Genomic DNA, 16,312 nt, shown 5'->3' with positions numbered 1-16,312 from the left:
CATTCATTCATTCATTCATCTGTTCCACGTCGCCCGAACGCGCGGAGCCTGAGCGAATTGCCGAGCACCGACACGCTCGACAGCGACATGGCCGCGCTCGCGAGGACCGGTGAGAGGAGCCAGCCGGTCAGCGGGTACAGCAGCCCCGCGGCGATCGGGATGCCGATCACGTTGTAGATGAACGCCCAGAACAGGTTCTGCCGGATCGTTCGCAGCGTGGCGCGCGCGAGCGTGAGTGCGGTGGGGAGGCCCACGATCCCGCCGCGGATCAGCGCCACGTCCGCAGACGCGATGGCGATGTCCGTGCCGTTGCCCAGGGCGATCCCCACGTCTGCGCTGGCGAGCGCGGGCGCGTCGTTGATGCCGTCGCCGACCATGGCCACCCTGCGGCCGGCGGCCCGCTGCTCGCGGACGATCCGCGCCTTGTCCTCGGGCCTCACCTCCGCGAACACGGCGCGGATGCCGAGCTCGTCGGCGACGGCGCGCGCGGCGCCCGCCCGATCGCCGGTCACCATCGCCACCTCGACGCCGAGCTCAGCCATGGCCGCCACGGCGCGGCGCGCCTCCTCGGTGGGCCGGTCGGCGACCGCGACGAGGCCCGCGAGCCGCCCGTCGACGGCCACGAACGACGGCGTGCGGCCCAGCGAGGCCAGGCGATCGGCCTCGGCCTCTTGCGCGACCGTGTCGATGCCCGCCCGCTGCAGCCACGCCGCGGTCCCGACGCGCACGAGGCGCCCCGAGACGCGCGCCTCGATGCCGTGGCCGATCTCTGCGCGGAACGCCGAGGCCGGCTCCATGCCGATCCCGCGGCCGCGGGCGCCCTCGACGATCGCCCGCGCCACCGGGTGCTCGCTCTCGCGCTCGGCGGCCGCCACGAGGCCAAGGAGCGCCGCCTCGCCGTGGCCCGCGAGGTCCACGACGTCCGTGAGCTCGGGCCGACCCGAGGTCAGGGTCCCGGTCTTGTCGAGCAGCACCGTGTCGACGCGGCTCGCCGCCTCGAGCGCCGCGCCGCCCTTGACGAGGACGCCGAGCTCCGCGCCGCGCCCTGTGCCGACGGCGACGGCGGCCGGCGTGGCCAGCCCCAGCGCGCACGGGCAGGCGATCACGAGCACGGCGACGAACCGCTCGACCGCCGTGGCGAGCCCCGCGGCGGTGGGGTCGATCGCGAGCCACGCGGCGAAGGCGAGCGACGCGACGCCGAGGACGACGGGCACGAAGACGCCGCTCACCACGTCGGCGAGGCGCGCGATCGGCGCGCGCGACCCCTGCGCCTGTTCGACGGACTCGACGATGCGCGCGAGCGCGGTGTCCGCGCCGGTCTTCGTGACGCGGAAGGTGAGGGCGCCGCTCTGGTTGAGCGTCCCGCCGAACACGGCCGAGCCCGCCGTCTTGTCGACGGGCATGCTCTCGCCGGTGAGCATCGCCTCGTCGACCGCGGAGGCGCCGTCGACCACCTCACCGTCGGTCGCGATGCGCTCGCCGGGCCGCACCCGCACGAGGTCGCCCGGGGCGAGGGAGGAGGCGGGCACCTCTTCCTCGGCGTCGCCGCGGACGCGCCGGGCCGTCTTCGGCTGGAGCGCCACGAGCCCGCGCACCGCGTCGGCGAGCCGCTTCCGCGCGCGCGTCTCGAGGAGCTTGCCGAGCAGCACGAAGGTGACGATCGCGGCCGCGGCCTCGAAGTAGACGGGCGGCGCGTGGCCGTGCTCGGCGTGCGGGAAGAGGCCGGGGGCCGCGACCGCGGCGGTCGAGTAGAGCCAGGCGGCGCCGGTCCCGAGGCTCACGAGGGTGTTCATGTCCGCGGCGCGATGCCGGAGCGCGCTCCAGGCCAGGCGAAAGAACCGGCGCCCCGGCCCGAAGACCACGACCGTCGCGAGCGCGAGCGAGAGCCAGCGCGCGGGGGCGCCTTCGAGCGCCGGGATCGCGCCGTGGGACATGGCCACGGCGAGCAGCGGCGCGGTGAGCAGCGCGGCGATCGCGACGTCGCGCCGGAGCGTCCGCTGCTCCTTCTGCTCGGCCGCATCCATGGCGGCGGCGCGCTCGGCCGCGCTCGATTGCTGGCGCGCCGCTGGGGCGCCCGCCGTCGCTGCCGGGCGCTCGGGCGCCATGGAGGCCGCGTGGACGCCGGTGATCGCCGGGCTTGCGGGGGCGCCGTCGGCCTGCGGGGCTGCGGGAACGCCGGTGATCGGCGCGGCGTCAGGGAAGCTGGCCGCCGGGGGGACCTCGGGCACCTCGTATCCCGCCTCCACGATGGCGCTGGCGAGCGCGGCCGGCGTGGTCGCCTGCGCGTCGTAGGTGATCGTCGCGCGCCGGGTCACGAGGTTGACGGCCGCATCCTGGACGCCGGGCGCGGCGCGCAGCGCCTTCTCGACGCGGCGCACGCACGCCGCGCAGGTCATGCCCTGCACCGGAAGCTCCGTCCGGGCGCCCTGCGCGGCGGGCGCGGCCTTCGCGCTGGTCGGCTGCACGGGCTGGGGAATCGTCGCCATGGCTTCTCCTTACACGAGCTCGTGGCTCGTCTCCTGTCGCCTGCGCAGACGCGCCGCCGCTCCGGTGATTACGGTCTACCCCCAGCAGGCCCGGGTGGGCTCCAGCGCCGGCCGGTTCGGAGCGGCGCCGGCGCTCTGCCGAGCGGACGCGAACCGGGGGAGGTGGTACGTCCGTGGGCGCGCCATGGAGCAGATCCTTCCGGTTCTCGGGGTGAGCGTGGTCGTGTTCGTGTCCACGAACATCGATGACATCCTCCTTCTCTCGGCCTTCTTCGCGGATCCGGACTTCACCCCCGCTCAGGTGGTGGCCGGCCAGCTCCTCGGCATCGCGGCGCTGGTGATAGCGAGCGTCGCGTGTGCGCTGCTCGCGGTCCGCGTACCGGACGGATGGATCGGCCTGCTCGGACTGGCTCCCCTCGCGCTCGGCCTGCGAGGCCTCTGGGCGCTCTGGCGAGGCTCCAGGGCCAGGGAAGCCGGCGTGGCGGATGGAGCGGACGAAGCGGACGCAGCAGACAGCGCGCGCGAGCCCCATGGCAGCGCGTCGCGCTTCAAGGTGATCGCCGTGGCGAGCGTGACCCTCGCGAACGGCGGGGACAACCTCGGCGTTTATATCCCGCTGTTCTCCAGCTCTCCTGCGCACATCCCGCTTCATGCGGCCGTGTTCGCGGTCATGACCGGCGCCTGGTGCGCGCTCGGGCACCGCCTTGTCAACCACCCGATCCTGGGCACGCGCATCCGGCGTTCCGGCCGTGCGGCGCTGCCGTTCGTCTTGATCGGCCTCGGGCTCTGGATCCTGTCCGACGCCCTCGTGCTCGTCCGTGCGGGGTAGTAGAGCCCGGGGGGCGCTGTGAGCTCACCTTGGTGAGAGCGCCGTGCCAGTTCCACCCACCAGGAGTCTGGCCAGGGATCCGGACGGGCCAGGGCAAGGCGTACGCAGGAGCAAAAACGAAACTGATAAGTTTCGGAACTTGACAGTTCCGGAACCTTCCGGTATCGATACGTCCGGAGGTCGAGAGGCAACGGGGATGACCCAGAAGGATGGCGACTCAGTCGAAGTCCAGCCCGCACAGCCCGGGCGAAAGCGAGACCACTCGCGCGACGCTGAGATCCTTGACGCAACGCTCGATGTCCTCGCGGAGGTGGGCGCTGCGGGCCTGACGATGGACCTGGTGGCCGCGCGAGCAGGAGCCGGGAAGGCGACCATCTACCGCCGTTGGACCTCGAAGGCGGAGCTGGTCATCGACGCCGTCGCGCACATGAAGCGCAATCAGGTGGATCTCGAGCATCTGCCCGACACGGGCACGCTCCGCGGAGACCTCCTCGGCTTGTTCAAGCCGCAGTCGATCGAAGAGGGCGAGCGCAAGCTCAAGATCATGACCGGGCTCGCCTCGCTGCTCTCGCAAGAGCAGGCGCTCGCCGAGGCAGCGAACAGCGCGGTCGTCGAACCGTGGGCCGAAGCGCATCTCGCGCTGATGCAGCGAGCCGTCGCGCGCGGCGAGATCTCGGCGTCCGCCGACATCCGCACTCTGTCTCAGGTCATCCCGTCGATGGCCGCCTACCGCACCTTGGTCCAGCGCAGGCCGATCGACTTGGCCTTCCTCGTGTCGATGGTTGACGGAGTCATCGTACCGGCCCTCCGGAATCAGCCCTCCGACGTGCCATCAGACGCGACAGGTCACCGACCCGATCTCGCTGCCTCACCGGTCGGCAAACCCCCGTCACGCCGACGATCCGTGAACGCGCAGACACGCTCAAAACCCTGAACTTGCATAGGAGAAAGTCATGACCGTAAGCGTCACCAACCACCTCAATTTCCGTGGCGATGCCCGAGCGGCGCTGGAGTTCTACCAGCTCGTGTTCGGCGGTGACATCGCCATCGTGACCTACAAGGACGCACAAAACGTCCAGGCTTCGTCGGAGGCCGATCATGTGATGTGGGGCCAAGTCGCTGCCAAGAACGGCTTCCGAGTGATGGCTTACGACGTGCCTTCCAGCGTGCCATGGGAGCAAGGAAAGAACGCGTTCTTTGTCTCGGTCCGCGGCGACTCGGCCAAGGAAATCACCGAGCTCTGGGAGAAGCTCTCTGCTGGCGCGACCGTCGCGCAGCCTCTGGCGCCGTCGGGATGGACGCCCCTCTACGGGATGCTCAAGGACCGCTTCGGCGTCACCTGGGTCCTGGATGTCGCCACGGAGTACAAGGCCCCCTGAGCCAAAGGAAGAACGCGTGGAGTCGCCTCTTCCAGGGGCCGACGCCGGGACTCCCGCGCCGATGAAGACCAGGCGTGGGTGATTGTGCCGCGCTTTGCAGCTTCGGTGTGTGGTCCGCTGAGCGAGAGCCCGCGCGTCGGCGCAGAGCAGCTTCTTCGCAGGAGACAACGATGGCCCAGACCTTCGGAGCGACGTCGGCCACAGATGAAGTCCTCGCGGGCCGCGATCTCAGCGGCAAACGCATCTTGGTCACCGGCGTCTCTGCCGGCCTCGGGATCGAGACTGCGCGCGCGCTCGTGGCCCATGGATCCCACGTGGTCGGCACCGCGCGCAACCTGGCCAAGGCGGAAGCAGCGACCCGCTGGGTGCAGGCGGCGAGCACCGGCTCCGGCGGGCTGGAGCTGGTGGAGCTGAACCTCGCTTCGCTGGCGAGTGTCCGTCGCTGCGCCGACAACCTGCTGAAGCGCGGGGAGCCGTTCGACGTTCTCATCACCAACGCCGGTGTCATGGCGTGTCCGTTCGGCCTGACCGAGGACGGGTTCGAGCTGCAATTCGGCACGAACCACCTCGGGCATTTCGTGCTCGCCAATCGGATTGCGTCCCTGCTGCGTGGAGGCTCGAGGGTGGTGGCTCTCTCGTCCTCGGGACATCGCTACTCGGACGTCGACCTCGACGATCCGCATTTCGAGCGCACGCCGTACGAGCCGTTCGTCGCGTACGGGCGCTCCAAGACCGCGAACATCCTGTTCGCGGTGGAGCTCGATCGACGCCTCCGCGAGCGCGGGACGCGCGCCACCGCTGTGCACCCGGGCGTCATCAAGACCGAGCTCGGGCGCCACCTCCCCGGCGACGCCCTCGCGACCTTTGTCGAGCGGAGCAACGCGGACCTCGCTGCTCGAGGCAAACCACCGTTCGCGCTCAAGACCATTCCCCAAGGCGCGGCGACCTCGGTCTGGGCTGGAGTGGTGGCCGCGGCGGACGAGGTTGGCGGCCGGTACTGCGAAAACTGCCATGTCACCACGAGGGTGACCCTCGACCCGATCGATCCCATCAGCGAAGGGGTCCGTCCGTACGCGCTCGATCTGGAGCGGGCAGCAGCGCTCTGGGCGAAGAGTGAAGAGCTAGTCGGTGAGCGCTTCTGAGCCTACGGGCGAGGGCATGCATTCCTCCAAAGCCCACTCCGCGCTCAGAAGCCCTTGACGTCCAGTCGACGCGCCCGCAAGCCGCTCGTCAGGGCATCGGGTAGACGAGCGAGAGCCCAGCGACGCACATCTCGTCGAACGTGTTCCCCTCGCCGTAGCCCACGTCGATCGTCGAGCTCAACCGAGCCTCCTTGAGCGCCTTGACCACGGACGGGTTCTCCGTCGAGTTGTTGTACGTGCACCGGATCTGGAGCACATCGCCCGGCTCGAGCGTCGGGAGCGACTCGATGGGCGCGTCGTACGAGTACGAGCGCTGCCAGGCGAACTCCCACTTCGGCGCGTGTGCCAGGCACTCCTCCCTGGGTTGATCGGGCGAGCCGCTCGCGCGCGTGACGGTCACCTTCTGGTCGAATCCCAGGTAGTGCATGTGCAGGAACTGGCCATAGACGCGCGTCCCCTGCGGAAACGGTATCTCTTGCCCCACGGGCGAGTCCACGGCCGGGATCGTGAACTGCTCCGTCTCCACGTGATCCTTGCTGTCCGCGGGGACCAGGAACTCGACGCCGTCTTTGTCGCCCGGCCCCGGTAGCAGCCCGAAGCCAAGCTCGTTGACCGGCTCGTCGAAGTTGCCGAGCAGGTGGTAGAGGAAGCCGTACTTCGGCTTCTCTCTCGTGAGCCTGAGCTGGATGCGCGTCAGGTCTGGGTCGGCCGTGGCGCCGGCGGGGTGATAATGGATCTGCATCAGGAGGAGCGACCCCTTCGGGATCAGCTGCCCCACCCCGTCGGGCAGATCGACAGGGGCGGTGCCGGGGGCCCACGCCGTGAGCATCTGGAAGTCCCCCAGGTTCGAGCCCGCCGGCACCTCGCCCTCGCCGCACGGAAAGCTCCCGTCGGCGCCGGCCAGATCCGCGATCGACCGCGCCGGATCGATGACGATCACCCCGTGATGAACGACCTTGTTGTTGCCGGGCACCATCTGGAGACCATTCAGGTACTGGTCCTCGGTGAGCCCGGGATCGATGACGAAGCAGCGGAACTCGTCGCGCTCACCGGAGGTGACGTAGGGCTCCTTCGGATGAACCTCGAGGGTCGCGCCCGGCAGGTCGGGGCTCTTCGGCACGAACGCAGCGGGCGCGTCCTTCGGGTCACCCTCGGGGCTGCCGGCCTCGCTCCAGGCCTCCAGCGTGCTGATCTCCGTTCGTGCCCGGATCGCGCGCGATCGTTCAACGCTCGTTCGCGATGGTCACTCCTCCACAGTATGGGCGCGATATCCATCGTCTGGAGCGCCGATCGGTTCGAACCGCAGAGACGCAGAGGGCTCGATGCTCCCGAGACGTGTGGATTTCCTTCTCCTCCGAGCGCGCCGCGCGTGGCGTGCTGGCCGGCTCATGGGCCGGCCAGCACGCCACGCGCGGCGCGTCACCAGCGGCCACGCACCAGGACGCCGCCACCGGCCTGGCCCGCCGTCAGCTCCCAGCTCACCTCGGGCGCCCGCTGGCGGCGCGGGGATGGCTCCAGCAGGAAGACCAGCGCCGACGCGCCGGCGAGCGCCACGCCGGCGCCGAAGCCGACCGTGCTCACCAGCCCAAGCGTCTTCGCGCGGTTGCCAGCGTCGAGCCCGTCGGGTTTGCATCGCGCCCGGTCGGGGCTCACGTCCCTGCAGTTTTCGGCCGCGACGCCGCTCGCGTCGAGCGCCATCCACCCGGTCACCGATCCGACGATCAGCCCGGCCACGCCGAGCCCGCCCGCCACATAGGTGACCACCCGCAGGCCGCTGGGCCCCTGATCCGGCGCCGGCGCCGGCGCCCGCGGTTCGGCGGGCGGCGGCTTGGCGGCCGCGGGGGGCTTCACCTCGATCACGATCGCCTTCGACTCCGACCGGTCGATCGTGAATCGCGTCTCGGTCACGGGCCATCCCGGCGCCTGCGCCGTCACGACGTGCTCTCCGGGATCGACGGGGAGCGCGACGCCGAGCGAGGGCTGCTCCAGCGTCATGCCGTCGCACTGCACGCGCGTCCCCGCCGGCGCGCCCGGCGGCAGCGACAGCGTGAGCTGCGGCACGAGCGGCGCGAGCGCGCTGCGTTGCCCGAGCGCGATCTTGTGTCGCGCCGACTGCTTGACCCGCTCGGCCTCACTCATGCGATCAACCATCGCGAGATAGTCGTTGTAGCGTGCGACCGCGGTCGCGATACGCCCCCATTTGGCCTCGCACTCGGCGAGCGTGAAGAGCCGGCCCGGGCGAGGATCGAGGCGCTGGCTTTCGGCGAGGGCAGGGCAGCCGGTCTCGTACCGGCCTGCCAGCATGTCGGCGCGCCCGCGGTCGAAGTGCGATTCCGCGACGGCGAGCGCCTGCGCGCTGGCCGGCGCCGCGACGGCGACGCCCAGCACGCCAAGGCAGATGGACCGGAACCAAGAGAAGCGCATGAGTGAGCCGCCCACTACCATCGTTCCCGCTCGCTCCTGGCCCAAAAATGTCCGCCCTGCCATCGTGCTCAGTCCGGCTTGTACAGCAGCTCAGGGCTTAGCTCTGCGGCCGACGGGGCTGGCGCGAGCCTGCGCCGTGAGCCGAGCGCTGGCGGCGGCGACGCGCTCGCCGCCCCCGTCGCAGGGGCGAGCGCGCGGCTGCCCTTGACCAGCGGCACGGAGGCCGCGGGATCGGGCGTCGCGACGTCGGGCGCGCTGGCCGCCGCCGAGGCTTCGGGGAGAGGCGGCGTCGGATGGACTTCAGGGGGCGCGGAGGCGGGCGAGCGCGCGGCCCCCGCGGTCTGCGCGGGCTCCGCGCTCCCGCCGGCGGGGAGCGCGCCGCGGCTCAGCGAGGCGAAGGCGCCAACGCCGCCGCCGAGGAGGACGAGCACCGCGACGGTGATCGCGGCTCGGCTCCGTTGCTTCGTGGGGGGCAGCGCGGTCACCACGGTCGCAGTCGGGAACTGGACGTCGCTCGGCGGCGACAAGGAGCGGGAGCTCAGGGGGCCATGTCCGCTCGGCGTCTCCGCGGGGAGCAGGCGCGATGATCGCACCGGCGCGGCGGGCAGGTCGAAGACCTCGGCGAGCGCCTCGACTGCGGCCGAAGCGGTGGCGAAGCGCGCCTCGGGGGCGCGGGCCGTCACCTTGGCGAACCACGCGTCGAACGCTGGAGGCACCTTCGCCCCCTCGGCGTCCGCGCGCGCGGACGCGGGCTCCTGCGGGCCGTGCACCGCGAGCGCCGCGAAAGCGAGCGCATTGTCGTACTTCCGCCTGTCGTTCAGCCAGTACGCCTTGCCGACGAGGAGCGTGTACGCGATCATGCCGAGGGCGAAGATGTCCGCAGCCCGCGAGACCGACTCGCCGCTGAATTGCTCGGGCGCCATGTAGAGCGGCGTGCCGAGGACCGCGGTCGCCGCCGAGTCCGTCGCCGTTTCGACGACGAGCTTGGCAATGCCGAAGTCGAGCACCTTGATCCGGGGCGCCCCGTCGTCGGTGTCGGCCAGGAACAGGTTGGCGGGCTTGAGGTCGCGGTGGACGACCCCGGCGGCGTGTGTCTTGTCGAGGGCGACGGCGGTCTGGCGCAGGAAGGCGACGGCCTCTTCCGCCGGCAGGCGCCCGGCGTGGCGGAGGCGCTCGTCGAGCAGCGTGCCGCGGAGCAGCTCCATCACGAGGAACGGCTTGCCGGTCTCGGCATCGATCCCGGCGTCGAACACCTCCACGATGTGGTCGCTCTCGATGCGCGCGGCGACGCGCGCCTCCAGCTTGAACCGGGCCTGAAACTCGGGGTTGTCGGCGAGGTGCGAGTGCATCACTTTGAGCGCCCGCCGGCGCTCCGTCTCGATGTGCAGAACCTCGTAGACCGCGCCCATCGCGCCGCTGGCGATTCCACGCACCACGCGGTACCTGCCAGCAAACAGCATCCCGTCGGCCAGACTCAGCGACATGGGTTCCACCAGCGGGCGAACTTATACACCAGCGTACGCGACGCCTGCACTCAGGAACTGACGGATCGAGGCGTTTTTTACAGTGCTCCAGTAAAGATCCAGGGCGCGCTCCGGCGGTCTGCGCCATCGCGCGGCGGAATGGCCGGTGGTCGCTCGCTGACTGATCGGTGACAACCGTGTAACTTGGTGGGGTCATCATTCCATTTCGGCGGCCAACTTCATATCCTCCGCGACCAGAACCTCGCGAAATTCCCCATGAAAATGAAGACGATGCTGGCTTTCGTTCGGTGCGCCGGCGGATGTGCCATGGCGCTGCTCGGGCTCGGATGTGCGCAGCTCTTCGGCTTCGACAAGATCTACGAGCCAGAGGACCAGATCTCCGGAGACGAAGGCGGCGGCGCAGCGGGCTCAGCGGCCGGGAGCGGTGGCGGTGCGGGGGATCCATGCGAGATCCTCGCTGTGCTGCCCGGTGAGACCCTCGCCCTGTCGATGGTCGACGACATGGAAGACGGAGACACCCGGATCTCCGGAGGGGACGGGGCGAACCCCTGGGCAGGGTTCTGGTTCGAGGACAACGACGAGTCACCGCAAGGAAGGCAGGATCCTGCGGACCCGGCGGACCTCGTGAGCCCCCTTGACCCTCCGCGCGGCGCCAGCATCAAGGCTTTGCACACGAGCGCCGATGACGGCTTCATCGTCTGGGGAGCCGGCGTCGGCTTCCATCTGGACGACGAGGGCTACTACGACGCGTCCGAGTACCGTGGCCTCACGTTCTGGGCCCGCGCCGAGGAGGGCTCCACCAGGAAAATGAAGGTGATGTTCATCGATCAGCAGACCTATCACCTGGGGGGCATCTGCAACGAAGCCGAGGAGGAATGCAACAATCACTTCCACAAGCCCGTCATGCTGGAGAGCGAGTGGAAGCACTTCAAGATTCCGGTGGAGTGCCTCAAGCAGGAGCCCTACGGTAAACAGTTGATCGCGCCCGCCCTGGACCGGCTCTGGGCCATCGAGTTCTTCTTCGACAAGGAGCTGGCGTTCGATATCTGGATCGACGACGTCGCGTTCTACCGATAGGCGCAGATCTCCTTCCATCGAGGGGAGCGCGCGCTGTCCGCGATCGGCGGGCGGAGTCGCTGCGCGCTCCACGCGATCCCGCTTCAGTCCGTGACGAGAGGTCCCACGCCGTTGGCGAACTGCCACCCCTTGCTCTCGTCGACGTGGATCTCCCAGTCGAACACGCCGCGGAGCGCCGGGTGGTTGCTCTCGACTTGATTCCACGTGGGGATCGCCTCGTCGATCGACATGTAGTATTGCCGGTCCGAGATCCCGAACCCCACGACGACGTGCGTCGGACCGAGCAGCGAGACCCACTCGTTCACGCTGTTCACGATGTAAGACTGCTCGGCGAGGTCGGGGCCATCGTAGTACTGCGGGGCCGCGTAGTCCATGGCGCCGGCGTCCACCATCTCCTTGCAAAACGTCTTGTCGCGGCTGTTCCAGGGGGCCGGAGGCGCGGTGATGATGAAGCCGGGGATGCGCCGCTTCAGCTCCTGGCTGATCCAGATCATCTCGGAGGTGTCGGGGGCCTGATCGGCCTCGAAGGTGTTCCAGTCGAGGCCGTCGAACCCACCCAGGCTGTCGTAGATCCCGATCACGCTGTCGACGAACGTCTCCGACTTCGCGCGCGTCGGGAAGCTCATACCATTGTTGGCGCCGCCGACGGAGAGGATGATCCTGCGACCCTGGCTCGTCCGTGCGTACTCGATGTCGGCGTTCAGGTTCGTCGCTGCTCCCTTGCCATTACCCGGCGCCTCCCAGTAGACGGCGCCCGTGGTGCCGGGCGGTCCTCCGAAGGGCTTCGCGTGAAAGAGATAGATCACGTTGTAATTGCTGTTGATGTCCCGGATGCGGACGGGCGCTTCCGTCCAGTTGGGGTAGTAGCCAGCGACGACCTTTGCGGGGAGCCCACCGGCCGCGCGGGGCCTGCCGTCGTCGCCGGGGCTTCCGCCGTCGCCGGGGCTGCCGCTGCAGCCGGAGTACGGCTCCCAGAAGTACGTGCTGACGGTCGGGATGTAGCCGGGATTTTCGCGCTCGGCGATGTAGGCCGACCCCTCGTAATCCACGATGTCCCCCGCGTTATACCACTGACCCTCCTGCCATTGCGGATAGCTGCACGATCCCTCGGTGGGCTCGGGGCTGGAGCCCTCGGTGGGCTCGGGGCTGGAGCCCCCGGTGGGCTCGGGGCTGGAGCCCTCGGTGGGCTCGGGGCTGTCGCTGCAGTCGGAGTACGGCTCCCAGAAGTACGTGCTGACCGTCGGGATGTAGCCGGGATTTTCGTACTTGGCGAAGTAGGCCGATCCCTCGTAATTCACGATGGCCCCCGCGTCGTACCACTGACCCTCCTGCCACTCCGGAAAGTCTGCGCACGCGGCGGATTCGTTCTGATCCACGTCGAGCTCCTCCGGCGAACTGGAGGCAAGGCATCCGAGCCCGCTCGCGGTGAAGGCGACGAGGAGAAGCGACAGCTTGGGAGCAATCTCAGAAAGATGGAGAGACATGGTGGCCTTTCTTCGACGAGAGACGAACGCTCGCCGACGGTGGTGTCGCCGGACGCAGCATTGCCATGCTGTGATCCGGCGTCGCTGGGCCGTGACTCGCCGCTGGGCTCGACCTCGATCACCACCCGTTGCTGTGGGCATCGTGGTACCGAGCGCGGCCGGGTCGTCGTGGCCCACTCCTGCGGCGCCGCTTGGGGCCGGCTTCCGCTTCTTCTTCTTCTTCTTCTTCTTCTTCTTCACCGAAGAGCAAGCGATGTACCAGTCGTGATGGTGGCTCCGACGAGGGGCGCACGGCGTCGCGGCAGCCCGTCGCTGAGCTCTTCCTGGAGCCGAAGCGCGGCGATCGCGTCCGGCAAGCCGGGTGCGCGCGTGGGCGATCGGGGAGATCGCACCGCGATCGCCCTGATCGCGAGCGTGGGAACTCCTGGATCGCCCCGGGCGATCCGGCGCTCTCGCGCCGCCTGGAGCTCATCCGCGGCCTGTCGCGCGTCTGTCGCCCCGTGGGCGCCGCGCCGCAGGCGTCAGGTGGAGTGCCGGGCGCGCAGGATCTGGAAGTACCGCCGCGCGATGCCCGACGCGGCCGCCGCGTTGCTGACGTTGCCCCCGTGCTGCGCGAGGACGCGCTGCACGTAGCGCCGCTCGAAGTGCTCGACGATCCGCTCCCGCGCGCGCGGCAGGGGCAGGTTCAGCGCGAGGATCTCCTCGACGATGTCGCCGGATGTCCCGGGCTCTGCGCCTCCGCGCGTGGAGGGCGGAGCCGGCGCGCCCGGGGAGGCGAGCCCGGCCCGGGTTGTCTCGATCGGCGCGGCCTCGCCGAGCGCCACCCGGCGCGCCACGGCGTTGTAGAGCTCGCGCACGTTGCCCGGCCAGTCGTAGTCCTCGAGCCGCTCGCCGAACCCCTGGGGGAAGAGCGCGCCGCGGCCCGCGAGCTGCCGCCAGAAGTGGTGCGCGAGCACCGTGACGTCCCCCCGCCGCTCGCGCAGCGGCGGCAGCTCGATCCGCGCCACCGCGAGCCGGAAGAACAGATCGTCCCGGAACCGCCCCGCCTGGATCTCGCGCTCCAGATCGCGCCGCGTCGCCGCGAGCACCCGGATGTCGACGCGGATCCACTTGTTCGAGCCGACGCGCTGCACCTCCGAGCGCTGGATCGCGCGGAGCAGCTTCGCCTGGAGCGCGAGATCGAGATCGCCGATCTCGTCGAGCAGCAGCGTGCCGCCGTGCGCCTCCTCGAAGACGCCGCGGCGGGTCTCGTTCGCGCCGGTGAAGGCGCCGCGCTCGTGCCCGAAGAGCACCGACTCGACCAGCGTCGGCGGCACCGCCGTGCAGTCGAACACCACGAACGGCCCGGCAGCGCGCGGCCCCTGCTCGTGGATCGCCTCGGCGAGCACCTCCTTGCCGGTCCCGGTCTCGCCCTCGATCACCACGGGGACGCTCGAGGCCGCGAGGCGCTCGCACAGCGGGTAGAGCAGCCGCATCGCCTCGCTGGCGCCGACGAGCCTGCCGAACTGCACGGCGGACGAGAGGTCGGCCGCCTGCGTGACGCCGAGCGCCTCGACGCGGAGCACGGTCTCGCCGATCCGGATGAGCTCGCTGCCCTGGAGGTAGATGTCGCCGATGCGGAGCCCCTGGACGAAGGTGCCGTTGGTCGAGCCGAGATCGGTGACGCGCAGCCGGGCGCCAGCGAGCTCGAAGGCGGCGTGGCGGCGCGATACGAGCCGGTCGGTGAGCGCGATGTCGCAGGCGGGGCTGGTGCCGGCGAGCACGCGGGCGGGCAGCCCCGGCGCCACGGTGAACCGGCGGCCCTCGTCCGGGCCCGCCATGATGGAGAGGGCGAAGCTCTCGGCCGCAGCCGCGGCGGGGCGGACCGGCCCGGGCAGGAGTTCGGTGGAGGCGGCATCGTCGTCGCTCAACGGAGGCATACCGCCATCTCAGCAGGCCTCCGCGCCGACGTCACGTGAGGCCGCGCGGCGTTCACGCCTCGCGTACCGCGGAGCGTGAACCCCCCGGGTCACTGTGTGACCCCCATGACGGCGGGTGCGATCCCGCCGATCGCCCCTTTGCCCCGGAGATCGCACCCGAAGGATCGCCGGGATCACCCTCGCACGCACTCCCGGTAACGATCCGTTGAGCCTGTCGCTTCGAAGCCCAATTCGGCGCTGCTCAGCGCTGGCACACGCTGTGCTCGAAGGCAGCCGTCGCGCCCAGACCGGGCGATGGCGGATCGGCCGGCAAGGCGTGAAAGGAGCACGATTGACAATCATGAACTCGAGATATCTACATGCTGTCGAGCAGACGAGACGGAGCAGCCGGCGCGCACGTGTGACGTTCCTCGAAAGGATGGCCGATTTCTTGCGGGTTCGTGCCCTCCGCCTTGCGTGCTTGAGCCTCTTCGTCGCGCTCTCGACTTGTGGTCACTCGAGCGGTAGTCTCGCCGGAACGACAGACTTTACCGTTCAGTACAGCAACTACGACGCCTCCGCGCCGAACGACACCATCATCGAGGCCGGGATAAAGATTCGCAACAACACCTCTGCCTCGATACCGCTGAGCAGCATCGTCATTCGCTACTGGTTCACGAAGAACAGCGCGACGAACGTGACCCCGGCTTGTTGGTGGTGGAGCCCGGGCTGCAGCCGAATCACGCTGACAACCGGGACAGTGTCCTATACGGGCGCCGATCGTTACGTACAGATCGGCTTCACCAGCGCCGCCGGGAGCTTGGCTGCGGGGGCGACGACCCAGCCGATCGACCTCGGGATCGAGTTCGACACGAACGTTGTCGAGACCGACGATTACTCGTATGGAAACCAGACAACCTTCTCCAACTTTGGCCGTATCACCGTGCACGATGCCGGCTCCGCGCCCACGGGCGGACTGCGCAGCGGTACGCCGCCGAGCGGCAGTGTGTCGCCGCCTCCGGCGCCGATCTCCCTGACGGCTACGGCGTCGAGCGCAAGCGCGATCTCCCTGAGCTGGGCGGCGAGCAGCGGTGCGACAAGCTATGACGTCTACCGATCAACCACGTCGGGTTTCACGCCTGGCACGGGAAACCGCATCGCCAGCGGCATAACCTCTACCAGCTATAACAGCACCGGCCTGGCCGCGTCGACCACCTACTATTACAAAGTTACGGCCCTGAATGCGGGCGGCGCGTCTGCCGCCTCCAATCAGGCGAGCGCGACGACCCGGGCCGGCAGCGCGGTCACGGCCGAGTTCTTCGACGATTTCAGCTACAACGGGACCAGCGACGCCAACTTCACGAGCTGGTGGTCGCTGCGGAGCTGGTCGGGGGCGCCAGGGGTGAGCGGCGCGGCGTGGCTGGAATCCAACGTCTCGCTGGTCGCTGACCCGCAGAACGCCACGAACAAGCTGATGCGTCTCAAGGCGAGCACAAGCGGCACCGGAGCGACCACCTCGCAGGCCGAGGTGATCACCAACGCCCAGAAGTTCCGCTTCGGCACCTACGCTGCCAAGGTCAAGTTCAACGACACCCCGCTGTCCGGCACGCGTTTTTACGCCGACAAGCCCGTCGAGACCTTCTTCACCTTGACCGAATGGGCCGTCGGCGACCCGGACTACTCGGAGCAGGATTTCGAGTACATGCCCAACGGCGGCTGGGGGCAGGGCAACACGAACACGATGTGGCTGACTTCGTGGGAGACGTCGGACGTGAACGTCTCGAACTCGGTCTCCGCGAACTTCAACGGCTTTCACACGCTCGTTGTCCAGGTCACCAGCACGTCCATCAGCTATTACATCGATGGAGTGCATCGCGCGACGCACGGTTCCATGTACGCTCCAGAAGTGGACCAATTCATCTTCTTTAACCTCTGGTACGATGAGCTCGATGCCGCGCAGCGCAGCTCGCGGACATACCACGAGGATATCGACTGGGTCTACTTCGCCGAGGACGCGATCCTGTCGTCCGCCGAGGTCGACGCGAAGATAGCTGGCTTCCGCTCCTCGTCGATCTCCCGTCGAGACACGGTGCCTTAGAGCGACGGAGG

The 16,312-nt window shown here is 69.3% G+C and carries 13 protein-coding genes; 7 read left to right on the top strand and 6 right to left on the bottom strand.

Annotated features, from left to right (window positions below; all coding sequences use genetic code 11):
* Window positions 1–11 precede the first annotated feature (11 nt).
* The gene (locus WME79_RS22635) at window positions 12–2,486 is read right to left on the bottom strand and encodes a heavy metal translocating P-type ATPase (protein ID WP_437538851.1); all 2,475 of its coding nucleotides are present in this window, start codon (window positions 2,484–2,486) and stop codon (window positions 12–14) included.
* On the opposite strand from WME79_RS22635, the gene WME79_RS22630 reads away from it, so the two are divergent.
* The 4 genes from WME79_RS22630 to WME79_RS22615 all read left to right on the top strand — a co-directional run bounded on the left by WME79_RS22630 (window position 2,485) and on the right by WME79_RS22615 (window position 5,836).
* Window positions 2,485–3,315 carry a cadmium resistance transporter gene (locus WME79_RS22630; RefSeq protein WP_437538849.1) on the top strand — a complete coding sequence of 277 codons (831 nt, stop codon included), beginning with the start codon at window positions 2,485–2,487 and terminating at the stop codon, window positions 3,313–3,315. The genes WME79_RS22635 and WME79_RS22630 overlap by 2 nt on opposite strands.
* A gap of 196 nt (window positions 3,316–3,511) precedes the next feature.
* A complete protein-coding gene (locus tag WME79_RS22625; protein ID WP_437538847.1) occupies window positions 3,512–4,249 on the top strand; it encodes a TetR/AcrR family transcriptional regulator in 738 nt (245 codons plus the stop codon).
* Between the two features lie 19 nt (window positions 4,250–4,268).
* The gene (locus WME79_RS22620) at window positions 4,269–4,694 is read left to right on the top strand and encodes a VOC family protein (protein WP_437538846.1); all 426 of its coding nucleotides are present in this window, start codon (window positions 4,269–4,271) and stop codon (window positions 4,692–4,694) included.
* Between the two features lie 170 nt (window positions 4,695–4,864).
* On the top strand, window positions 4,865–5,836 hold the full coding sequence (locus WME79_RS22615) for an SDR family NAD(P)-dependent oxidoreductase (RefSeq protein ID WP_437538844.1): 972 nt from the start codon (window positions 4,865–4,867) through the stop codon (window positions 5,834–5,836).
* An 88-nt stretch (window positions 5,837–5,924) separates the two neighbouring features.
* Here WME79_RS22615 and WME79_RS22610 read toward each other — a convergent pair whose 3' ends face one another.
* The 3 genes from WME79_RS22610 to WME79_RS22600 all read right to left on the bottom strand — a co-directional run bounded on the left by WME79_RS22610 (window position 5,925) and on the right by WME79_RS22600 (window position 9,744).
* The gene (locus WME79_RS22610; protein WP_437538842.1) at window positions 5,925–6,956 is read right to left on the bottom strand and encodes a hypothetical protein; all 1,032 of its coding nucleotides are present in this window, start codon (window positions 6,954–6,956) and stop codon (window positions 5,925–5,927) included.
* A gap of 299 nt (window positions 6,957–7,255) precedes the next feature.
* A complete protein-coding gene (locus WME79_RS22605) occupies window positions 7,256–8,260 on the bottom strand; it encodes a hypothetical protein (RefSeq protein WP_437538840.1) in 1,005 nt (334 codons plus the stop codon).
* Window positions 8,261–8,328: 68 nt separating this feature from the next.
* Complete coding sequence (locus tag WME79_RS22600) at window positions 8,329–9,744, bottom strand: protein kinase domain-containing protein (protein ID WP_437538838.1); 1,416 nt, start codon at window positions 9,742–9,744, stop codon at window positions 8,329–8,331.
* 270 nt (window positions 9,745–10,014) lie between these two features.
* Here WME79_RS22600 and WME79_RS22595 point away from each other — a divergent pair, with 270 nt between their 5' ends.
* On the top strand, window positions 10,015–10,821 hold the full coding sequence (locus tag WME79_RS22595) for a hypothetical protein (RefSeq protein ID WP_437538836.1): 807 nt from the start codon (window positions 10,015–10,017) through the stop codon (window positions 10,819–10,821).
* An 83-nt stretch (window positions 10,822–10,904) separates the two neighbouring features.
* Here WME79_RS22595 and WME79_RS22590 read toward each other — a convergent pair whose 3' ends face one another.
* The gene (locus WME79_RS22590) at window positions 10,905–12,197 is read right to left on the bottom strand and encodes a glycosyl hydrolase family 18 protein (RefSeq protein ID WP_437538834.1); all 1,293 of its coding nucleotides are present in this window, start codon (window positions 12,195–12,197) and stop codon (window positions 10,905–10,907) included.
* A 250-nt stretch (window positions 12,198–12,447) separates the two neighbouring features.
* Here WME79_RS22590 and WME79_RS22585 point away from each other — a divergent pair, with 250 nt between their 5' ends.
* Window positions 12,448–12,573 carry a hypothetical protein gene (locus WME79_RS22585; protein ID WP_437538832.1) on the top strand — a complete coding sequence of 42 codons (126 nt, stop codon included), beginning with the start codon at window positions 12,448–12,450 and terminating at the stop codon, window positions 12,571–12,573.
* A 253-nt stretch (window positions 12,574–12,826) separates the two neighbouring features.
* Here WME79_RS22585 and WME79_RS22580 read toward each other — a convergent pair whose 3' ends face one another.
* Window positions 12,827–14,224: a sigma 54-interacting transcriptional regulator gene (locus WME79_RS22580; protein ID WP_437538830.1), complete on the bottom strand. Its 1,398-nt coding sequence runs from the start codon at window positions 14,222–14,224 to the stop codon at window positions 12,827–12,829.
* 400 nt (window positions 14,225–14,624) lie between these two features.
* Here WME79_RS22580 and WME79_RS22575 point away from each other — a divergent pair, with 400 nt between their 5' ends.
* Window positions 14,625–16,301, top strand: a complete 1,677-nt coding sequence (locus WME79_RS22575) for a cellulose binding domain-containing protein (RefSeq protein ID WP_437538828.1) — start codon at window positions 14,625–14,627, stop codon at window positions 16,299–16,301.
* Window positions 16,302–16,312: the final 11 nt, after the last annotated feature.

Source organism: Sorangium sp. So ce726 (assembly GCF_051521405.1).
Lineage (GTDB): Bacteria > Myxococcota_A > Polyangia > Polyangiales > Polyangiaceae > Sorangium.
Note: the sequence above shows the minus strand (reverse complement) of the source record. Positions and strands in the feature narration are given on the sequence as shown.

Excerpts from the sequence above, each read along its gene's own strand:
- WME79_RS22595 (WP_437538836.1), top strand. The coding sequence starts at position 10,015 with ATGCTGGCTTTCGTTCGGTGCGCCGGCGGATGTGCCATGGCGCTGCTC.
- WME79_RS22635 (WP_437538851.1), bottom strand. The coding sequence starts at position 2,486 with ATGGCGACGATTCCCCAGCCCGTGCAGCCGACCAGCGCGAAGGCCGCG.
- WME79_RS22580 (WP_437538830.1), bottom strand. The coding sequence starts at position 14,224 with ATGCCTCCGTTGAGCGACGACGATGCCGCCTCCACCGAACTCCTGCCC.
- WME79_RS22600 (WP_437538838.1), bottom strand. The coding sequence starts at position 9,744 with ATGTCGCTGAGTCTGGCCGACGGGATGCTGTTTGCTGGCAGGTACCGC.
- WME79_RS22625 (WP_437538847.1), top strand. The coding sequence starts at position 3,512 with ATGACCCAGAAGGATGGCGACTCAGTCGAAGTCCAGCCCGCACAGCCC.
- WME79_RS22615 (WP_437538844.1), top strand. The coding sequence starts at position 4,865 with ATGGCCCAGACCTTCGGAGCGACGTCGGCCACAGATGAAGTCCTCGCG.
- WME79_RS22605 (WP_437538840.1), bottom strand. The coding sequence starts at position 8,260 with ATGCGCTTCTCTTGGTTCCGGTCCATCTGCCTTGGCGTGCTGGGCGTC.
- WME79_RS22630 (WP_437538849.1), top strand. The coding sequence starts at position 2,485 with ATGGCTTCTCCTTACACGAGCTCGTGGCTCGTCTCCTGTCGCCTGCGC.
- WME79_RS22620 (WP_437538846.1), top strand. The coding sequence starts at position 4,269 with ATGACCGTAAGCGTCACCAACCACCTCAATTTCCGTGGCGATGCCCGA.